At 55.1% G+C, this 17,926-nt stretch carries 15 protein-coding genes; 4 read left to right on the forward strand and 11 right to left on the reverse strand.

Annotated features, from left to right (window positions below; translation table 11 throughout):
• Positions 1–15: 15 nt before the first annotated feature.
• Positions 16–1,194 (reverse strand): L-aspartate--glyoxylate aminotransferase BhcA, encoded by a 1,179-nt coding sequence (gene bhcA, locus IEX40_RS02070; RefSeq protein ID WP_188745438.1) that lies wholly within the window; start codon positions 1,192–1,194, stop codon positions 16–18.
• Positions 1,195–1,517: 323 nt separating this feature from the next.
• Between bhcA and IEX40_RS02075 the strand changes: the two genes are divergently transcribed.
• A complete protein-coding gene (locus IEX40_RS02075) occupies positions 1,518–2,285 on the forward strand; it encodes an IclR family transcriptional regulator (protein WP_188745439.1) in 768 nt (255 codons plus the stop codon).
• Positions 2,286–2,297: 12 nt separating this feature from the next.
• Here IEX40_RS02075 and IEX40_RS02080 read toward each other — a convergent pair whose 3' ends face one another.
• The 6 genes from IEX40_RS02080 to IEX40_RS02105 all read right to left on the reverse strand — a co-directional run bounded on the left by IEX40_RS02080 (position 2,298) and on the right by IEX40_RS02105 (position 9,108).
• Positions 2,298–3,809, reverse strand: coding sequence for a sensor domain-containing diguanylate cyclase (locus IEX40_RS02080; protein ID WP_188745440.1), 1,512 nt, complete (start codon positions 3,807–3,809; stop codon positions 2,298–2,300).
• Positions 3,810–4,000: 191 nt separating this feature from the next.
• Positions 4,001–4,864 carry a LysR family transcriptional regulator gene (locus IEX40_RS02085; RefSeq protein ID WP_188745441.1) on the reverse strand — a complete coding sequence of 288 codons (864 nt, stop codon included), beginning with the start codon at positions 4,862–4,864 and terminating at the stop codon, positions 4,001–4,003.
• Between the two features lie 131 nt (positions 4,865–4,995).
• Positions 4,996–5,940: a LysR family transcriptional regulator gene (locus tag IEX40_RS02090; RefSeq protein ID WP_188745442.1), complete on the reverse strand. Its 945-nt coding sequence runs from the start codon at positions 5,938–5,940 to the stop codon at positions 4,996–4,998.
• 137 nt (positions 5,941–6,077) lie between these two features.
• A complete protein-coding gene (locus tag IEX40_RS02095; protein ID WP_188745443.1) occupies positions 6,078–7,718 on the reverse strand; it encodes an acyl-CoA synthetase in 1,641 nt (546 codons plus the stop codon).
• 114 nt (positions 7,719–7,832) lie between these two features.
• Positions 7,833–8,633: an enoyl-CoA hydratase gene (locus IEX40_RS02100; RefSeq protein ID WP_188745444.1), complete on the reverse strand. Its 801-nt coding sequence runs from the start codon at positions 8,631–8,633 to the stop codon at positions 7,833–7,835.
• A 25-nt stretch (positions 8,634–8,658) separates the two neighbouring features.
• Positions 8,659–9,108: an OsmC family protein gene (locus IEX40_RS02105; protein WP_188745445.1), complete on the reverse strand. Its 450-nt coding sequence runs from the start codon at positions 9,106–9,108 to the stop codon at positions 8,659–8,661.
• A gap of 541 nt (positions 9,109–9,649) precedes the next feature.
• Here IEX40_RS02105 and IEX40_RS02110 point away from each other — a divergent pair.
• From IEX40_RS02110 to IEX40_RS02120, 3 genes are all read left to right on the forward strand, one after another.
• Positions 9,650–11,026 (forward strand): dihydrolipoyl dehydrogenase, encoded by a 1,377-nt coding sequence (locus IEX40_RS02110; protein WP_188745446.1) that lies wholly within the window; start codon positions 9,650–9,652, stop codon positions 11,024–11,026.
• A gap of 255 nt (positions 11,027–11,281) precedes the next feature.
• A complete protein-coding gene (gene folE / locus IEX40_RS02115; protein ID WP_188745850.1) occupies positions 11,282–11,812 on the forward strand; it encodes a GTP cyclohydrolase I FolE in 531 nt (176 codons plus the stop codon).
• Between the two features lie 296 nt (positions 11,813–12,108).
• Positions 12,109–13,674: a BCCT family transporter gene (locus tag IEX40_RS02120; protein ID WP_229680559.1), complete on the forward strand. Its 1,566-nt coding sequence runs from the start codon at positions 12,109–12,111 to the stop codon at positions 13,672–13,674.
• Between the two features lie 103 nt (positions 13,675–13,777).
• On the opposite strand, the gene IEX40_RS02125 is transcribed toward IEX40_RS02120, so the two are convergent.
• The 4 genes from IEX40_RS02125 to IEX40_RS02140 all read right to left on the reverse strand — a co-directional run.
• The gene (locus IEX40_RS02125; protein ID WP_188745448.1) at positions 13,778–14,278 is read right to left on the reverse strand and encodes an Lrp/AsnC family transcriptional regulator; all 501 of its coding nucleotides are present in this window, start codon (positions 14,276–14,278) and stop codon (positions 13,778–13,780) included.
• Between the two features lie 593 nt (positions 14,279–14,871).
• On the reverse strand, positions 14,872–15,765 hold the full coding sequence (folD, locus tag IEX40_RS02130) for a bifunctional methylenetetrahydrofolate dehydrogenase/methenyltetrahydrofolate cyclohydrolase FolD (RefSeq protein WP_188745449.1): 894 nt from the start codon (positions 15,763–15,765) through the stop codon (positions 14,872–14,874).
• Between the two features lie 178 nt (positions 15,766–15,943).
• A complete protein-coding gene (locus IEX40_RS02135; RefSeq protein ID WP_229680486.1) occupies positions 15,944–16,873 on the reverse strand; it encodes a methylenetetrahydrofolate reductase in 930 nt (309 codons plus the stop codon).
• A gap of 215 nt (positions 16,874–17,088) precedes the next feature.
• Positions 17,089–17,926: glycine cleavage T C-terminal barrel domain-containing protein (locus tag IEX40_RS02140; RefSeq protein WP_188745450.1), on the reverse strand; the 838-nt coding region annotated here is incomplete at its 5' end.

Here is a 17,926-nt window from a genome sequence, read left to right on the forward strand (position 1 = left end):
CCTCTGTGATCGCAGTTATTGATTGGCAGCGGCGGTGGCGCGGTAGTACTCCTGCGCCGCCCGTACACCCGAGCCCAGCTCGATCGGATAGTTCAGATCGGCCATCGCCATCTCGATGGTGGCAAGGCCCGACAGACACATAACGTCGGTCAGCATGCCCAGGTGGCCGATACGGAACGCCTTGCCGTTCATCTGGCCCAGGCCGATACCGAAGGAGACGCCGTAGGTGTTGAACGCGTGCTCAGTCAGCTTGTTGCTGTCGAACCCTTCCGGTACGTAGATGGCGCTAACGGTGTCGGAGTACAGCTCCGGCGACTTGGCGCACAGCTTCAGGCCCCAGGCGTCGACCGCCTTGCGTACACCCTCCGCCAGGCGGAAGTGACGGGCGTAAACATTCTCCAGCCCCTCTTCGAACAGCATCTTCAGGCTCTCGCGCATGCCGTAGATCAGCTGCAGCGGCGGCGTGTAGGGGAAGCCGCCGTTGGCGTTGGCCGCCATCATGTCGCGGAAGTCGAAGAAGGTACGCGGCAGCGTCGCGGTCTCCATCGCCGCCAGCGCCTTCTGGCTAACGCCGAGGATCGCCATACCGGTGCTCAGCATGAAACCCTTCTGCGAGCCGGAAACCGCGATATCGACGCCCCACTTGTCCATCTCGAACGGCATGGAAGCCAGCGAACTTACGCAGTCGACGAACAGCATGGCCGGGTGATTGGCGGCATCCATCGCACGGCGAACCGCCGCGATATCGCTCTTAACGCCGGTGGCGGTTTCGTTATGGGTCGCCAGCACTACCTTGATCTTCTTGTCCTTGTCGGCGCGCAGCGCCTGTTCGAACTTGTCAGCCGGTGCACCTGAACCCCACTCGCAGTCGATCACCTGAACTTCGAGGCCATGACGCTGGCACATGTCGATCCAGCGGTGGGAGAACATGCCGTAACGCGCCACCAGTACCGTGTCACCCGCGGACAGGGTGTTGGTGATGGAGGCTTCCCATCCGCCGGTACCGCTGGCCGGGAAGGTGATCACCTGCCCGTTTTCGGTACCGAATACACGCTTGCAGTCCTGCAGCACGGGCGCGAAGGTCTCGACGAAGTCCGGTGCGCGGTGGTCGCGGGTCTGCATATGCATCGCATTGAGCAACCGATCAGGAATGTTGGTCGGGCCTGGTATGAAAACGGGGTTCTGGTCTGACATGGTGATTCGCTCTTTTTGGTCTTCTGGTTTGGAGAGTGCAGCGTTAAACCTCAGCGACTCGCCGGGGCGTAATACTTAAGTCGATACCAACATATGAAGAACGAAATAAATCCGCAATACGCAACGTATTTCACATTATGAAAACCTGACCAAAAAGTCAGCAAAAAAATATAACCCATTGCTTTTAAAGCTATAAATAAACATAAAACGGCAAAAACGATTAATTTCACATTATGAAACATTGCGGTTTTTTGTCGCATCATGGTAATTTGGACAAAAATTACCCACAGTGGTCGTTAGCGTCATTCTCGAGAGGCAGATCAATGTCAGAATCAAAGCCGGAAGCCCGCATCCAAGTCATCGACCGGGCCGCCGTATTGCTGGATGTCATCTCCCGCTATTCCAAGCCGGTCAAGCTGAAGGTGTTGAGCGCCGATGCCGGACTGCACCCCTCTACCGCGTACCGGATCCTGCACTCGTTGATCGATAACCGCTTCGTCGAGCGCAGCGGTGCCGGCGAATACCGGCTGGGTCAGCGCCTGCTGCAACTCAGCAACCGGCTGCACACCGATATCGACCTGCGTGCGGTGGCGATGCCCTATATGGCGAAGCTGAGGGATAAATTGGGGGAGACGATCAACCTGACCATTCGCGAGGGCGATGTGGTGATCTATTTCGAGAAAGCCACCCCCAACCGTATGATGCATGTGCAGCAGATCGTCGGCAGCCGGGCACCGCTGCATGTGACCGGGGTCGGTAAGCTGATGCTGGGTAAGGGCGGCGCCCAGGAGATTGCCGGTTATGCCCAGCGCACCAACCTGCCCGCCTACACCCGCAATACCTTAAATTCGCTGGATGCGCTGACCGAGGAGTGCTTGATCTCCGCCGAGCGGGGCTATGCGCTGGATAACGAGGAAGCGGAGATCGGCGTCGGCTGTATCGGGGTGCTGATCTACGATCAGAGCAACCAGCCGGTGGCAGGTTTGTCCCTGTCGGCGCCGATCGAGCGGCGCAAGGATGAGTGGATTGCGGATGTGGTTGCGGCGGGCGAGGCGATATCGGAGCAGTTGGGTTATCGACCCGTCGCGTAAGTACTGAAAGGATCAACTTGTCGGCGCAGCGTCCTCGCTGACCACTGCGCTGTCGCTATCTCCGCCTGCCCGCATCACAACCTGGTTACGCCCCTGCTGCTTGGCGGTATAGAGCGCATCGTCGGCCTGGCTTATCCAGTCGTCCAGAGTCGCCCCCTTACCGATAAAGGCGATGCCGATAGACACCGTGTAATGGATCTGTTGCCCCTTATGCTCAACGGCATGCTCCTGTACTGAGCTGCGCAGTCGCTCGGCGAAGGCCTGAGCGCCCGTCTGGTCGACGCGCGGCAGCAGGATCAAGAACTCCTCCCCTCCCCAACGGGAGGCGGTGTCCTCCAGCCGGATCTCAGCACGCACTATCTCGGCGAAGCGTCGAATCACCTGATCGCCCGCCGCATGGCCGTAGCGATCGTTGACCTCCTTGAAGTGATCGAGATCGAGCATCAACAGTGCCCCCGGCTCCGCATGCCGCTCGAATCGGCTGAACTGCTTCTCCAGCACTTCCGACATAGCCCGCCGGTTGGGCAGATCGGTCAGATAGTCGGTCTGCGCCAGACGGCTAAGCTCGGCCATCAGCGCGTCTACCACGCTCTCCCAGCGGGTGAAGATACGGTAGTTGAACACCCCGATCGACAGCACGATCAAGGCCACGACCCAAAAGAAGATCCAGACTGTCGAGGTCAAGACGTCCGTCGCGTCCAGCAACGGTGAGCCCGGTACAGCCTCCAATGCCGACTCAACCCGGTCGACTCCCAGCTTGATGGTCAGATATCCATAGCCCAAGACGCCGAGGACCAGCACCAACACCAGCCGCAGGATACGCCGGCTTAGGTCTTCAACCTCAGGTGCTCGAAGCTCGGAGCGTGTCCTCTGCCAGAGCGCCACAAAGGGCTGGGTGAAAAAGAGAATCGGGCCGACGATCAGCACCGACTGGAGGAAACCGCCCAACCACCAGCCCTGCCAGATAGGCAACAACCCGATGGTGTCAATCTGGTTTGTATAACACCAAATCAGCGCACCGGCGGAGCTGAAGATAGCGCCGATGAAGGTAATGAGCACATAGAAAGCAATGGACTGAACGCTGCGAAGATCACGCGGAACGCGGATGGCGCGATAGCCTATGGAGATGGCCGCAAAACCCAGCGGGTTGGCGAAACTGAACAGCAGTGCCCATTGCAGTGGCATCCCGGAATAGAGCGCCAGCACAAAGGTGGCAAGATACGCGGGTATCGCCCCCCAGAGCCAACCGAAACAGAGCGTCCACCAGAGACAGATCAGGAAAGGCGGGTAGATGGTAATGAACACCTCGATACCGCCGAACGGTACGGGGAGACCAGACCAGCCCTCTACGACAACGAGCAGGCCAAAGCTGATGGAGGCCAGCAGGGAAAGCAGCCATCCACCCAATATGACCTTCTTTTCGGTGGGCGTCCCATATTGCCTCAGGCGCGCCAAGGTCACCGTTAGATAGGGCTCTTCACCCTTTACCAGACCTAGACGCGCAGCCAACTTCTTTGAAAGCATTCCAGACACCCTGCACTTGGAGCTTTTATACTTCTATCAAGAATAGGCGGGTAACGCCATATGTGTTATCTGGAAGAGACGGTATTTGAACGATCAGACGGCTGCAATCGCAGGGGTAACTACAAAATATTAGAAACGTTCCCCACAGAGAGGAACGATAGGAATCAAGATGCGATGTGGTAAATCACAGATTAGTGTGATCCTGATTGAGGCTGAAGCAGGCTTTGTTTGATTGTGCTAACGAGCCGGGCTGATGCTTCGTTAATATTTGCGGCGACGATGAGTCTGATCTCGGTTTGCGGCAATATGGGTAATTCCTCGCCAATAGTGATCATCCCGGATTCAAGCATCGTCTTTGGAACGACACCAATGCCAATACCTGCCCGTACGGCCGCGAGTATGCTGGTCCGACTGTGACTGGTGAAGGCAATGCGATGCGGTAGGTTATATTGTTTCAGTAGGCGAAGTGCCTCTTCCCTGTCAACGCTTCCCTCTGGAAATAGCGCCAGCGGTATGGGGGCGCTAAGCTGCAGTGGATGTGCTTCCGCCTTCACCCAGACCAATTGGTCGTGCCCAATGCGCAGACCAATGTCCGACAACGACGACATGTCGACGAGAGCTATATCTAGCTCTCCATCTGCGACCAGTGACGCTAGATAGTGGGGACGATGATCGCAGACGACCTCAAGCCTCACCTCTGGGTAAGAGAGCGCGTAAGTCTGAAGTAATGAAGTGAGCGACTGAGTTACATAATGGTCGTGAGTGCCAAGACGTACTTCGCCCTTAATGCCGGCATTCAGAAAGGTACCCAGAATCCGATCGTGCAGAGCGAGCAACTGATGAGCGTGAGACCGCAATTGCTCGCCCGCCGCCGTTAATTTGACACCGTGTTGACCACGCTCTAGCAGCGTTATCGTGACTAAAGCTTCAAGTCGGTTCAACTGCATGCTGACTGTAGATGGTGCTTTATGCAGCTGTTTGGCCGCTGCCGTGAGGTTGAGCGTATCAGATACTATAACGAAGGTGCGTAGTAGCGAGATGGGTAGGTCAGTCATAAACTGGCTTCAATATTTTGGAGTGAAATCGTCACTACTTATCCATTTGCAAAAAGCTCAACGGAGTAACTGTTGACCCAACAATTTAGGGGTCCCATTATCGAGTCGCAGATCGATGACCGATACGACATTTACTCCGAACCATAGCTCGATGGGAGATTCATTTCGCCCAACAACCAATCCCGAAACTCTCCGGCGATGGCTCGCTCCCTGTTCAACCCGGGGCTGACTACGTAATACGCCTGGGCGCATCGCATCGGACGGTCAACCAGCACCTCCAACTTGCCGGCCTCCAACTCAGTAGACAGCAGTTCTTTTGAGCCCAATACCACCCCCTGCCCGGAGATGGCCGCCTCCAGTGCCAGCAGTCCATTACCAAACTGCAGCACCTTACAGGCGTTCAGCTCCTCCTGGCCCTGCTGTCGGAACCACTCTCGCCAGCCGCAAAGATCCTCAAAGCGAGCCAGGGTGCGATCACATAACAGGGTGTCAGAATTTAACGCCATGAATGCGGCTTCGGAACTCAGCCCCGGTTTGCACATCGGCACAAGATCAAGATGCATCATGCGATGTAGTTCCAGATCCTCATAGTCGCCATAGCCCAGTCGAACCGACACATCGATCCCGGCTCGCTTGAGCTGCGATACACCAAATCCGCTGTCACGACACGAGTCAACCGAGTGCAAGCTCGCCTGCAGCCGCACTTCGGCATCAGGGAACTGGGCATAAAAACGGTGCAGACGCGGTACGATCCATTTGGTGGCGAACAGCGGTTCGGCACAGACGGTGATCACTTTGCGCTCTTCACTGTACAGGCGAATTTTATCGACGGCGTTGGCCAGAACCTGGAAGCCTTCATGCAGCTCGGGCAGGGCCGCACGCGCGGCGGGGGTAAGGCTGACGCGGCGGTGATGTCGAACAAACAGCTCAACCCCCAGATACTCCTCAAGCGCTTTGACCTGGTGACTGATCGCTGCCGGGGTGACATTCAGCTCCTTCGCAGCCTTGGCGAAGCTTTTGGTGCGGGCGGCAACCTCGAAATACGAGAGCGCGATGAGAGGGGGGAGTCGTGACATAACAAGTACTCTCCAGAGCCACGTCACGCATGCAGACACGCGCGGGGGCTATCCTAAGACCTACCTCTTAGCAGCACATCGACTGAATAGTTGGCTCTTCTTGCACAACTATCCAGCGATGCGCCTCCTGCACCGGTTCAGCTCGCTTGCGCTTGCGCTAGCTGCTGACGCAGGACGAACTTCTGGATCTTTCCGGTTGAGGTTGTGGGGATACGCTCGAAGATGATTTTCTTCGGCGCCTTGAATCGGCTCATGTTTTGCCGACAGAACTCGATCAGCTCCTGCTCGGTCAGTTCACTGCCTATGCACAGCTGCACGAAGGCCGCCGGTACTTCGCCCCACTTCTCATCTGGAAGTGGCACCACCGCCGCCAGCTCGACATCGGGGTGGCGTTGAATGACATCCTCAACCTCCAGCGAGGAGATGTTCTCTCCACCCGAAATGATCACATCTTTCGAACGGTCAGAGATCTTGAGGTAGCCGTCCTCATGTACGACCGCCAGATCACCGGTATGGAACCAACCACCGGCAAACGCCTCTTCGGTAGCAGCCTCGTTACGCAGATACCCCTTCATGACGATGTTGCCCCGGAACATGATCTCGCCAACCGTCTTGCCATCGGCAGGCACCGGCTGCATCGTGTTCGGGTCAAGCACCACAACCTCTTCCTGAAGCGGGTAGGTCACGCCCTGACGACCGTTGAGCCGAACCCTTTCCTCCAGGCTGCGATCCGCCCAGTCATCCTGCTTGACGCATACGGTGGCAGGGCCATAGGTTTCGGTCAGACCATAGACATGGGTGAGTTCGATCCCGATTCGCTCCATCTTCGCCAGTACCGCCGCGGGCGGCGCGGCACCGGCAATCAGCCCGGAAACCTTGTGCTCGATAGGCGAGGACTGGACCGAGGCGGCATCAGCGATCATCGAATGTACGATCGGTGCACCACAGTAGTGTGTGACGCCATGCTGCTTGATCAGCTGCAGAATCAGCTCCGGGTCGACCTTGCGCAAACAGATGTTGGTGCCGCCAATCGCGGCCAGCGTCCAGGGGAAGCACCAACCGTTGCAGTGAAACATCGGCAAGGTCCACAGGTAGACCACATTGGAGGCGATACCCCAGGACAGGACGTTACTGACCGCATTCAGATAGGCGCCACGATGGTGGGTGACTACCCCCTTCGGATTGCCTGTCGTACCCGAGGTATAGCCCAATGCGATTGCATCCCACTCATCGAGCGGCAGTGTGCACTCTGCCAATTCCGATTGCTCGGCCAGCAATGCCTCGTATTCGAGGTCACCGATAGAGGCTTCCAGGCCGCAGCTCGGATCGGCAACATTGATGACGATAGGCGCCGGGCTCTCAAGCATCGACAGTGCTTTCTCTACGACACCTGCATACTCCGGATCCACCAGCAGCAACCGGGTCCGGCTATGACTGAGGATAAAGGCTACGGCCTCGGCATCCAGGCGGATATTGATTGAGTTCAGGACCGCCCCCGTCATCGGCACCCCGAAATGCGCCTCATACATTGCAGGCACATTGGGCAGCATGACGGAGACGGTATCGCCCCTGGAGATACCGTAGCCTTTCAATACCGAGGCTAGCTGACGGCAACGTCGATAGGTTTCAGCCCAGGTATAGGATATATCGCCATATATCAAAGCGGTGCTGTCAGCATAAACAGATGCAGCCCGTTTGATAAAACTTAGCGGAGAGAGTGCCACGTAATTGGCTGGCGTCTTTTCGAGCGCCTGATTATAAGAACATAACCCGTTCATAATATTTGTACTCTTATTTTTAAACGAAAAAGTAGACCAGGATTAAATCAGGCTAGACCTCTATTACCCGCCAGCGGACAGAACAGGTTTTCGCCAGCGAACGTTGTGCAGCTGTTACCGAGTCGGCTGCTCCCAGGTCGGCTTACGCTTCTCCAGGAATGCATCAATGCCTTCCCCTGCATCGGGGCTCATCATGTTCTCAGCCATCACATTGCCTGCAAATTCATAGGCTTCAGACAAGGACATCTGCCGTTGAGGGTTGAACATGGACTTGCCATAGCGAACGGCAGAGGGACTCTTGCTCAGGATCTTCTCCACTTTCGCGGCAACTGCGTCGTCCAGCTCCTCGTCGGCCACGACGCTGCTGATCAGCCCCCAGTCCAATGCCGTTTCAGCATCGATGACATCACCGGTCACCAGCATATCGAAGGCGCGTTTGGCCGAGATGCTTCTTGAAAGTGCAACAGCGGGCGTTGAACAGAACAATCCAACGTTTATGCCCGGTACCGCGAAGCGCGCCGATCTGGCGGCGATAACCAGATCACAGCTGGCGACCAGCTGACAGCCCGCTGCCGCCGCTATACCACTAACTTTTGCGATCACCGGAACCGGCAGCGCTACGATACTCTGCATCATTTTGCCGCAGCGCTTGAACAATGCTTGGTAGTATTCCCGCTCCGGATGCGAGCGCATCTCCTGCAGATCGTGGCCTGCACAGAACCCGCGACCTTCAGCGCTGATCACCACACAGCGAACACTGGGGTCCGCGGCGATATCGTCCAGTTCGGTTTGCAAGGCGATCAACATCGCTTCAGACAGCGTATTCAATTTGTCCGGCCGGTTCAGGGAAAGAAAGACCGCACCATTACTATCGGTTCTAAGCAGAATGTCTTCATTTGATGAATTGATACGCATGCTTTCTCTCCTCTAAATATCAAGTTTACGAATGATTGATTTCGACACTGGCCGTTACTGAGTTCCTGATAAAGCAGTTTTTGTGTGCTCTTTCATGGATTTTTTTAATCGTTTCCTGGTCAGGAGACTTATCACCAACAAAAACGATTTTCGGTGTCAAAACTATACGTGTAACTTCCATTCCACCTTTTGAGCTTTTTTCCAGAAATCCCTGTGGATTATCCTGATAGGACTCAACCTTTAGCCCCTGAAACTCTGCAATCGCCAGGAAAAACAGCATATGGCAACTGGATACCGCACTAACAAGCATCTGCTCTGGATCTGCGCAATCAGGATCGCCCTTGAAATCGACGGACGCCGAAACATCAAGCTTCTGATTGCCGTTCAACGTTACAACGTGATTGCGAGAGTAAGTCTTTTCATCTGTGTCATGCGGTCTCTGGTACCAGCATATTTCTGCTTCATGTATAGACATCTGACAAAACCTTCTTATTCGTTTACCTGAGCAACTCCATACATGATATGAAGAACCTACCGAAGGCGGGGGCTAAATGTAGTCAAAAACATCTGTTATAGGACTATTTTTTCTTAATCCTTAGACCATTCAGACTAGGCATATCCCAGCTAAACCAGGCCGCGCTCACCCAAACTCTCTGGAGGCCTTATTCTGCCTGGCCTTGCGCCAGGACAATACCAGCCAGGACAGAGCCTCTGTGGACTCCCTCATCTCATCTGTTGCCCATGCCTGGATACGAATGACACAACAAAAACTTCCTTTGGGTTACGAATCCTAATCAATGCACTTAGAAAGGATCGTTTTACTCCCTAACCCCATCAAGGTAACGTGAAGCCCAGATCGACGTAATGAACCTTTTTAACAAAGTGCCTATACGTTCGTTTACTAACTTTTAAAAAGTATATTTGAATTTCAATTCAAGGCCTTTAGACGTAAAAAGTAAGCGACTTAATGCCTGTATCTCCTCCCAGCTGATATAAAACAACGGAGAAAGCCAAAGATGAAAATCATCGACGTCGAGTATGCAATTATTGGCGCTGGGACAGCCGGATTAGGCGCTTACTCTAAGATCAGTCGCAAAACGGACAGCCTGGTCATGATCCAGGATGGCCCCTACGGCACAACCTGCGCGCGAGTCGGGTGCATGCCCAGTAAGCTGCTGATTACCGCCGCCGATCATGCGCACGATATCGAAACCAGCGAGTTTTTCGGTATCGAAAGCACCGGGACAGTCAATGGCAGCAAAGTGCTGGAACGCATGCGCCGGGAGCGGGACCATCGCTTTGTTGCGCGTAACCTCCAGTATGTCGAGAAAATCCCCGCCCACCATAAGATCGAGGGGCGCGCTCGCTTTATCGCGCCAGGCCACCTGGTTGTTGGCGAAGAGATCGAAGTCAAGGCGAAGAAAATCATTCTTGCCTGTGGCTCAAGGCCGGAAGTCAATGACGTGTTCCAGCCTGTCATGTCGCGCGTGCTTACCAGCGATACGATATTCGAAATAACCGACCTGCCGCGCTCCGTTGCTGTCATTGGCCTGGGGGTCATTGCGCTGGAGCTGGGCCAGGCACTGCATCGGCTGGGTGTTGAAACCACGCTGTATGGCCGCTCCGGAAGAATCGGCGGCCTCACCCATCCAGATATGCAGCAGGAGACGCTTGAGGTCCTCAGCAAGGAACTGGAGATATATCCCAGCGGCACCGTGGAGAGAACCTGGGAGGATGAAGGCGCATGGATCCAGTACCGGCAGTCAAATGACGAGACGGTAACCAAGGTATTCGACCGTGTGCTGGTAGCAACCGGCAGAGTGTCCAATGTCGATCGTCTGAATCTTGAGGCCGCCGGCGTCGAGTCCGATCAGCACGGCAATCTGTCTTTCGATCCCGATACCCTGCGCTACCCCGGCCACCCCATTTTCATCGCCGGCGATGCAACCGACGTGCTACCGGTATGGCATGAAGCTTTCGATGAAGGCCGCATCGCAGCTGACAATGCCATGAACTACCCGAATACGGTGGACGCCAAACGCCGCACGCCGCTGATGATCTACTTTACCGACCCGCAGATGGCGATTGTTGGCAAAACCTACCAGGAGCTGCAAAACCAGGAGATTATCGTTGGTGAGCTGCCATTCTCCAGCCCTCGACATATCGTGTGGAACAAGGTTGATGGCCGCATTCAGGTGTACCTGGAGGCACAAACAGGCAAGATCCTGGGAGCAGAACTGCTTGGCTATCAGGCCGAACACCTGGCCCACATTCTGGCACTGGCCATCACCCACCAGATGACCGCCGAGCAGGTGCTGGAGATGCCGATATACCATCCGAGTGCCGAGGAGCTGCTGCGCGATGTGTTGGAAAACGCTCAGCGAAAAAGATAACCCACCCACTGGGGTGGCAACGATGCGACCTTTGGCAAGCCGGTTAAATTTAGCTGCACCCAACCGAACGTTTGGACAACCCTGTCCCTGAAACTCGGTGTGTGCGGTAAACGATGGCACTTCGCCGCCGAGGTACCCTCCGAAGCGGCATTTTTTAACTTTTTCAGAAGAGTTTGAATTCTTAATTCACGGACATGTCCACAGGCTCGTTCGCAAACTCTTCCTATAGACTCTTTGGTGAAGCCCTTGAAAGAGATGTTTACCTCCATTATTCGTACCATTGGCGAGAATCCTGATCGCGAAGGTCTGGTCGATACCCCGGCACGTGCAGCGAAGGCGTTGGAGTATCTGACCAGCGGCTACCGGACAAGTCTGGAAGAGGTTGTCAACGGTGCTCTGTTCGAGTCCGACAACAGCGAAATGGTGATCGTTAAAAATATCGAGCTCTATTCATTGTGCGAACACCACCTGCTGCCCTTTATTGGTAAGTGCCATGTCGCCTACATCCCGTCCGGAAAGGTGATCGGACTGTCCAAGATAGCGCGTATTGTTGACCTCTTTGCTCGCCGCCTGCAGATTCAGGAGAACCTCACCAAACAGATTGCGGACTGCATAATGGAGGTTACCGGCGCGGCCGGCGTCGGCGTCGTGGTCGAAGCACAACACATGTGCATGATGATGCGAGGTGTGGAAAAACAGAATGGCTTGATGACGACGTCGATGATGCTGGGGCAATTCCGCAAAAGCGGCGCCACACGCGCCGAATTCCTCTCTCTTATCAACTGATTTGCCACTATCACCTGGCGATAACCATGCGCACTCCCGAGCCGATATAGCATTCAAGCGCTCTATCGGCTCATTAGTCTTTGCTTCAGAAGCTCACCTCCAAAAATAATTCACAGCGTGATTATTCAGCACTAACGGTGCTAATCAACCTGCTTAGAAAACGTCGTTTTACAGTAAACGCCACTCTTTCTACGATCAGTTGTCGGATTTATTTCGGCACTGTGAGAATAAAAACAAACAGGATTTATATAATGAACCAAACCGCTCAACGCACCATATTGCCAACCGAACGCAATATGGGCCTCGACGAAGAAACGGGATACTACGATACGGACTATACCGTAGGGCAGGATAACGTTCAGGTTATGGGTATGGACATTCATAACCCTGTTTTTGGCGTAAGCGCCGGTCTGATTCTGCTTTTCATTATCGGAACGCTGCTGTTTCCCGCCGAAGCTAAGGTTGCCCTGACAGGCGCGCGCAGCTGGTCGATCGAAAACTTTGACTGGCTGTTCATGATTGGCGCTAACGCCTTCGTTATTTTCTGCCTGGCCATGATTGCGCTACCGATCGGCCGGATCCGCCTCGGCGGTACTTCCGCTCGTCCTGAGTTCTCCACAGTATCCTGGTTCTCGATGCTGTTTGCCGCTGGTATGGGTATTGGCCTGATGTTCTGGAGTGTTGCCGAACCGGTTGCCTATTACACCGATTGGTACGGCACGCCGCTGAATGCGGCAGCCAAGACGCCAGAGGGTGCTTCAATGGCGCTAGGTGCCACCATGTTCCACTGGGGTCTACACCCCTGGGCGATCTACGGTGTCGTCGCGCTGGCGCTGGCGTTCTTCGCCTATAACAAGGGTCTGCCGATGACACTGCGCTCGGCCTTCTACCCGCTGCTGGGGGAGCGCTGCTGGGGACCAATCGGGCACCTTATCGACATTCTGGCGGTACTGGCAACTATCTTCGGTCTGGCAACCTCTCTGGGACTTGGCGCGCAACAGGCGGCCGGAGGCCTGAACTACCTATTTGGCATTGAAAACAATATCACCACTCAAATCGTGGTTATCGCCGGTGTGACCAGCGTGGCACTGCTTTCCGTAGCACGTGGTCTCAATGGTGGCGTCAAGCTACTCAGCAACATCAACATGATCATCGCTGCCGGACTGGTCGCGCTGGTTATCGTGCTCGGCCCGACGCTGGACATTGTCCGTTCAATGGGCTCCATCCTGGGTAGCTATGCCGAAAACATCGTGCCGCTGAGTAACTGGGTCGGTCGTGAAGACGGCACCTGGTACCATGGCTGGACTGTATTCTACTGGGCCTGGTGGGTGTCCTGGTCGCCGTTCGTCGGCATGTTTATCGCCCGCGTTTCCAGAGGCCGTACCGTGCGCGAATTCATGACTGCCGTGCTGCTGGTTCCAACCCTGGTGACCCTGGTCTGGATGGGCGTGTTCGGCGGTACTGCGCTGGAGCAGGCTCAGGCTGGTGTCGGCGCTCTGGCGGGCGGCATCAGCGATGTTTCACTGGCTATGTTCCAGATGTTCGAGAACCTGCCGCTGACTATGCTGATGTCCTTCGTTGCCGTCATGCTGGTACTGGTGTTCTTCATTACCTCGGCGGACTCCGGCTCACTGGTCATCGACAGCATCACCTCCGGCGGCAAAACCGACGCCCCCATGCTGCAGCGCCTGTTCTGGGCGACTCTGGTGGGTATTATCGCGGCCGTGCTGCTGGTCGGTGGCGGCACCGAGGCGTTAACAGCACTGCAAGCCGGTGCGATCACGACCGGGCTGCCATTTACTCTGGTGCTAACACTGATGTGTTTGAGCCTTTATAAAGGTCTCAAAACGGAAATACGTTAGTGCGTCTTTAGAAAAAAGCCGGCTTTGTGCCGGCTTTTTTAATGGCGTCGATCCGAAATACTTATCGCTTCGGCTTGAACCAAACAGCGATAGGACGTAATACTTATTCGCTCGTACGATTCTTAATTTCCATCAGCTTCGACAAACTAAGCGAGGTTGATTTAACATCCTTGGTTACCATATAAATATAATAGCGATCGATTCCGATATCTTCGTCAAGTAACTGCTCTATTAACGCCTGAAAATTGAACAGGCTGGTTGTTATGACCTTGAGCACATAGTCACAACCACCACCAGTCGCGCAGCATTCAACTATTTCGTCAATGCTCTGAATACGTTTTTCGAACCGATCAAAATCTGACTTTTTATGCGCCTTTAGTGAAACAGTTACAAAAACCTTGGTTATGTCGATAATTTTATCAACAGCGACCTGTCCTCTATAACCCGTTATAAGACCCGCATTTTTGAGTTTGGTAAGTCGTAGCCAGCAGGGTGTTGGCGAAAGATTAACCAATTCAGCAAGCTGATTCTTACTTATTTGTCCATGCTGCTGAACAGCACTCAAAATTCGGACATCCATAGCATCTAGCGCGACTTTTTTCATATTTTTAACGCTACAAATAGCATCCTATAGGCAGGAGTTTAGTTGCCCAGATGAAGATCTTCAATTTTCAAACGGCTAACGCAAACGGGTGAACTGCAGCCATGGTGAGTTTGTTAGTAACAGAAGGCCAGCATCTTGCCTAATCTCCAAGTACAACCCGCCTGTTTTGTAGGTTTAGCACCAACCAAGCGTTCGCACGAGCGGCGATAAGCGAGTATAGCGTCAGAGGAAGCGGCCGAACAGAAAAATGGTCGTCGGCGTCGCCTGTTATGTCGATTCGTAATTATACCCACCAGCGCTTGAGTTATCGGCCATTCCGCTGCAATGCTGAGGGGTAGCTATCCACACGACATGGCGCCCTGGGGCTCAGTATCGTCCAGATCCAGGCATCTGTGGAGGTAAGGGCGGGCGGATAGCCAGCCAGTGTGGGACGGGAGCGTTAGGCTGCAGCCTAATTAAGCCTCCTGCAATCCCGGGGCGATCATCGGTCCAGCCAGGATGGTCCTGACCTGAGGTTATTTCACACTACAGGATGATAGGCAGGACTCTAATGATCGGGTTTAGAGTGCCTGCATATCTCGTTTATCCATCAATTAGATGGTCAGACGTTTAGGTTCGGGAAGGGAATGCGCGCGACAGCATGCGGTAACTGTGTTCGCCAGCAGACAAGCAATGGTCATCGGCCCCACGCCGCCGGGTACCGGGGTGATCGCGCCAGCAACCTCTTTGGCGGTGTCGTAGTCCACATCGCCGACCAGTCGCGTGGTACCGTCTGCCTGGTCAATGCGATTAATGCCCACGTCAATCACGGTTGCCCCCTCCTTGAGCCAGTAGGATTGGACGAAAAGAGGCCTGCCGACCGCAGCAACGACAATATCGGCTTCTCGCAGGATCTCCGGCAGATTTTTCGTGCGCGAATGGGCCACGGTTACTGTGCAGCTTTCCCGCAGCAGCAACTGCGCCATGGGTTTACCGACGATGTTGGATCGTCCGATCACCACCGCATTCAACCCTGACAGGTTGCCGCAATACTCGCGCAGCATCATGAGACATCCCAAAGGGGTGCAAGGCACCATAGCCTTCTGTCCGGTGGCTAGCAGGCCTGCATTAGAGATATGAAAGCCATCCACATCCTTGGCTGGATCAATCGCATTGATCACCAACGCTTCGTCAATATGCTTCGGCAAGGGAAGCTGGACGAGGATGCCGTGTACCGACAGATCGTAATTGAGCTGTTCAATCAGCGCCAATAGGTCGTATTCGGAGGTATCGGCAGGCAACTTGTATTCGTAGGAGTGCATGCCGACCTCAACGGTCTGCTTTCCTTTCGAGCGGACATAGACCTGGGATGCGGGATCATCTCCTACCAGCACAACGGCAAGGCCGGGAGTAATCCCTTTTGTCTGTTTGAGGTGCGCAACATGCTCAGCAACACTCTCACGTAGTATTGCTGCGAACGCCTTACCGTCGATAATCCGAGCAGTCATGTCTGTCTCCTTCTCAATTCGCGTACCACCTGACAAAGGTTAACAACCTGCACGGTCGGCGCGCTTATATTCGTTGTTGTTTTAGTTATACAGCTCTTCAAAAACTGCGATTGCCCAGCCAAGAAAAAACAAACAGGTGTCTGGTAAGGGGTTCCGGTACCGTTTGTCTTTACTGGCGTTACGCTGCCGAAGCGGGCCGGCCTGAAGCCCCGCCATGCTCGGTTATCCAATTTGCATTGGCGGTAATTCCCCCCAGCGGGAAGAAATGCACCTGCTCAACGCCGAAGTGCGGGTGGCGCTCTTTATGAGCCGCGAGTTCAAGTAATATATCGGTCGGCTCGTAGGGCATAATCAGCTTGGATACATCCTTGGCCCGGCGTTGTAGTACCCGCATGCTGGGTCCCACACCGCAAGACAACGCATATTTCATCAGCGTCTGCAGCTTGGCCGGTCCGGCCAGGCCCATATGGATGGGCAGATCTATCCCCTCCTCTGCCAGCCGGTCGGCCCAAGCGATCACCGGTGCAGCCTCGAAACAGAACTGGGTCGTGATCGCCAACTTCGCATCGGTGCGCTCGGAAAACGCCCGCTTCCATTTCAGCGCTTGCATGACCAGCCTGTCAGAGCCATCGGGATCGATATCGCGGTTTCCCTCAGGATGGCCGGCAACGTGCAGATGCTCGAAGTCGTTAAACAGCCCGGTCTCGATCAGCTGAATAGAGCTTTCGAATTCGCCAGCCGGAGTGCTGAGCCCTCCCCCCAGGAGCAGCGCCTGTTTTACGCCCGCCTCGCCCTGATATAGCTCGATCCAGTTTGCCAGTTCAGCACGGTCCTTGATCCCACGGGCAGGAAAATGCGGCATTACGGGGAAGCCTTCGTCGGCCAAGCGACGAGCGGTCCGCACCATATCCTCAATCGGCGTGCCGTCGATATGGGCTATATAGACACGGGTTCCTGCAGGCAGGATGTCACGAAAACTCTCCACCTTCTCAGCAGTCCGCGGCATGACCTCGATCGAGTAACCGCGAAGGATGTTTTCCAGTAGAAGGGGACCCTGCCCCTCTTTGCTGGCATCCGGGGATTTACGAAGAAAAGAGAACAGCCCCATACAATATCTCCTGTCTGCTGGCGCTCGGCCAGGCTCTGTTTTTATAGTTGCGATGAGCGTCCCTTGGCACAGGAGGTGTCCGTTTGCCCTTTGGGCATCACGGCACCCGTAAAATCTGTCTCAGCCGCCTGTATTGGCGGCGCTGGCCAGATCCTGTGCACCTGGAAGAGCCTGCGGTGATAGCCTGCTATCACCGTGCTTTTTGCTGGCGACTATCAAGCCGCCGCGATTTTCTTGTTGGGATCAAAGAACGGTCTTTCCACGACAGTGGCGGTCCGCTTCCCGTTCGGCATATCCACTTCCAGGGTCATGCCAACTTCCGCACACTCCGCGCTCACCATCGCCAGCGCGATATTCTTCTCCAGACGCGGAGAAAAGATGGCCGAGGTGACCTTGCCCACGGAATGACCCTCTTTTTCCACGGACCAGAACCGGGTGTTCGGCCCCGACAGCGCCGCACCGTCGATCACCAGACCAACCTGCTTGCGGGATACACCCTGTTCACGGATACGCTTGAGAGCCGCCTTGCCGATGAACTCGGCTTCCATATCCAGTTCAACCAGTCGATCCAGGCCCAGCTCGTAGGGGTTGGTGTTGATGTCCATATCGGCATGGTAGGACAGCATGCCGCCTTCGATACGGCGAATGGACGATGTATGCCCCGGCTTGAGTCCAAAGGGCGCACCCGCCGCCATGATCTTTTCCCACAGCTCGTCACCCTTGGAGGAGTCCTGCAGATAGAGCTCATAACCCAGCTCGCTGGACCAGCCGGTGCGGGAGACGATCAGCGGAATGCCGTCGAGGTCATATTCGCGCAGCCAGTAGTAGCGAAGATCGGTGATGCTGTCACCGAACAGCGCCTTCATGATCTCGCCGGACTTCGGACCCTGCAGCTGAAGCGGAGACACGTCCGGCTCGCGGATCTGTACATCCAGACCAGAATTGACCGCCACGCCCTGCGCCCAGAGCAGAATGTCGCTGTCCGCCAGGGAGATCCAGAAGCGGTTTTCTTCCAGACGCAGCAGGATCGGGTCGTTCAGGATGCCGCCTTCG

This window comes from Marinobacterium zhoushanense, from assembly GCF_014641945.1.
Classification (GTDB): Bacteria; Pseudomonadota; Gammaproteobacteria; order Pseudomonadales; family Balneatricaceae; genus Marinobacterium_D; species Marinobacterium_D zhoushanense.

Excerpts from the sequence above, each read along its gene's own strand:
- bhcA (WP_188745438.1), bottom strand. The coding sequence starts at position 1,194 with ATGTCAGACCAGAACCCCGTTTTCATACCAGGCCCGACCAACATTCCT.
- IEX40_RS02075 (WP_188745439.1), top strand. The coding sequence starts at position 1,518 with ATGTCAGAATCAAAGCCGGAAGCCCGCATCCAAGTCATCGACCGGGCC.
- IEX40_RS02080 (WP_188745440.1), bottom strand. The coding sequence starts at position 3,809 with ATGCTTTCAAAGAAGTTGGCTGCGCGTCTAGGTCTGGTAAAGGGTGAA.
- IEX40_RS02085 (WP_188745441.1), bottom strand. The coding sequence starts at position 4,864 with ATGACTGACCTACCCATCTCGCTACTACGCACCTTCGTTATAGTATCT.
- IEX40_RS02090 (WP_188745442.1), bottom strand. The coding sequence starts at position 5,940 with ATGTCACGACTCCCCCCTCTCATCGCGCTCTCGTATTTCGAGGTTGCC.
- IEX40_RS02095 (WP_188745443.1), bottom strand. The coding sequence starts at position 7,718 with ATGAACGGGTTATGTTCTTATAATCAGGCGCTCGAAAAGACGCCAGCC.
- IEX40_RS02100 (WP_188745444.1), bottom strand. The coding sequence starts at position 8,633 with ATGCGTATCAATTCATCAAATGAAGACATTCTGCTTAGAACCGATAGT.
- IEX40_RS02105 (WP_188745445.1), bottom strand. The coding sequence starts at position 9,108 with ATGTCTATACATGAAGCAGAAATATGCTGGTACCAGAGACCGCATGAC.
- IEX40_RS02110 (WP_188745446.1), top strand. The coding sequence starts at position 9,650 with ATGAAAATCATCGACGTCGAGTATGCAATTATTGGCGCTGGGACAGCC.
- folE (WP_188745850.1), top strand. The coding sequence starts at position 11,282 with ATGTTTACCTCCATTATTCGTACCATTGGCGAGAATCCTGATCGCGAA.
- IEX40_RS02120 (WP_229680559.1), top strand. The coding sequence starts at position 12,109 with ATGGGCCTCGACGAAGAAACGGGATACTACGATACGGACTATACCGTA.
- IEX40_RS02125 (WP_188745448.1), bottom strand. The coding sequence starts at position 14,278 with ATGAAAAAAGTCGCGCTAGATGCTATGGATGTCCGAATTTTGAGTGCT.
- folD (WP_188745449.1), bottom strand. The coding sequence starts at position 15,765 with ATGACTGCTCGGATTATCGACGGTAAGGCGTTCGCAGCAATACTACGT.
- IEX40_RS02135 (WP_229680486.1), bottom strand. The coding sequence starts at position 16,873 with ATGGGGCTGTTCTCTTTTCTTCGTAAATCCCCGGATGCCAGCAAAGAG.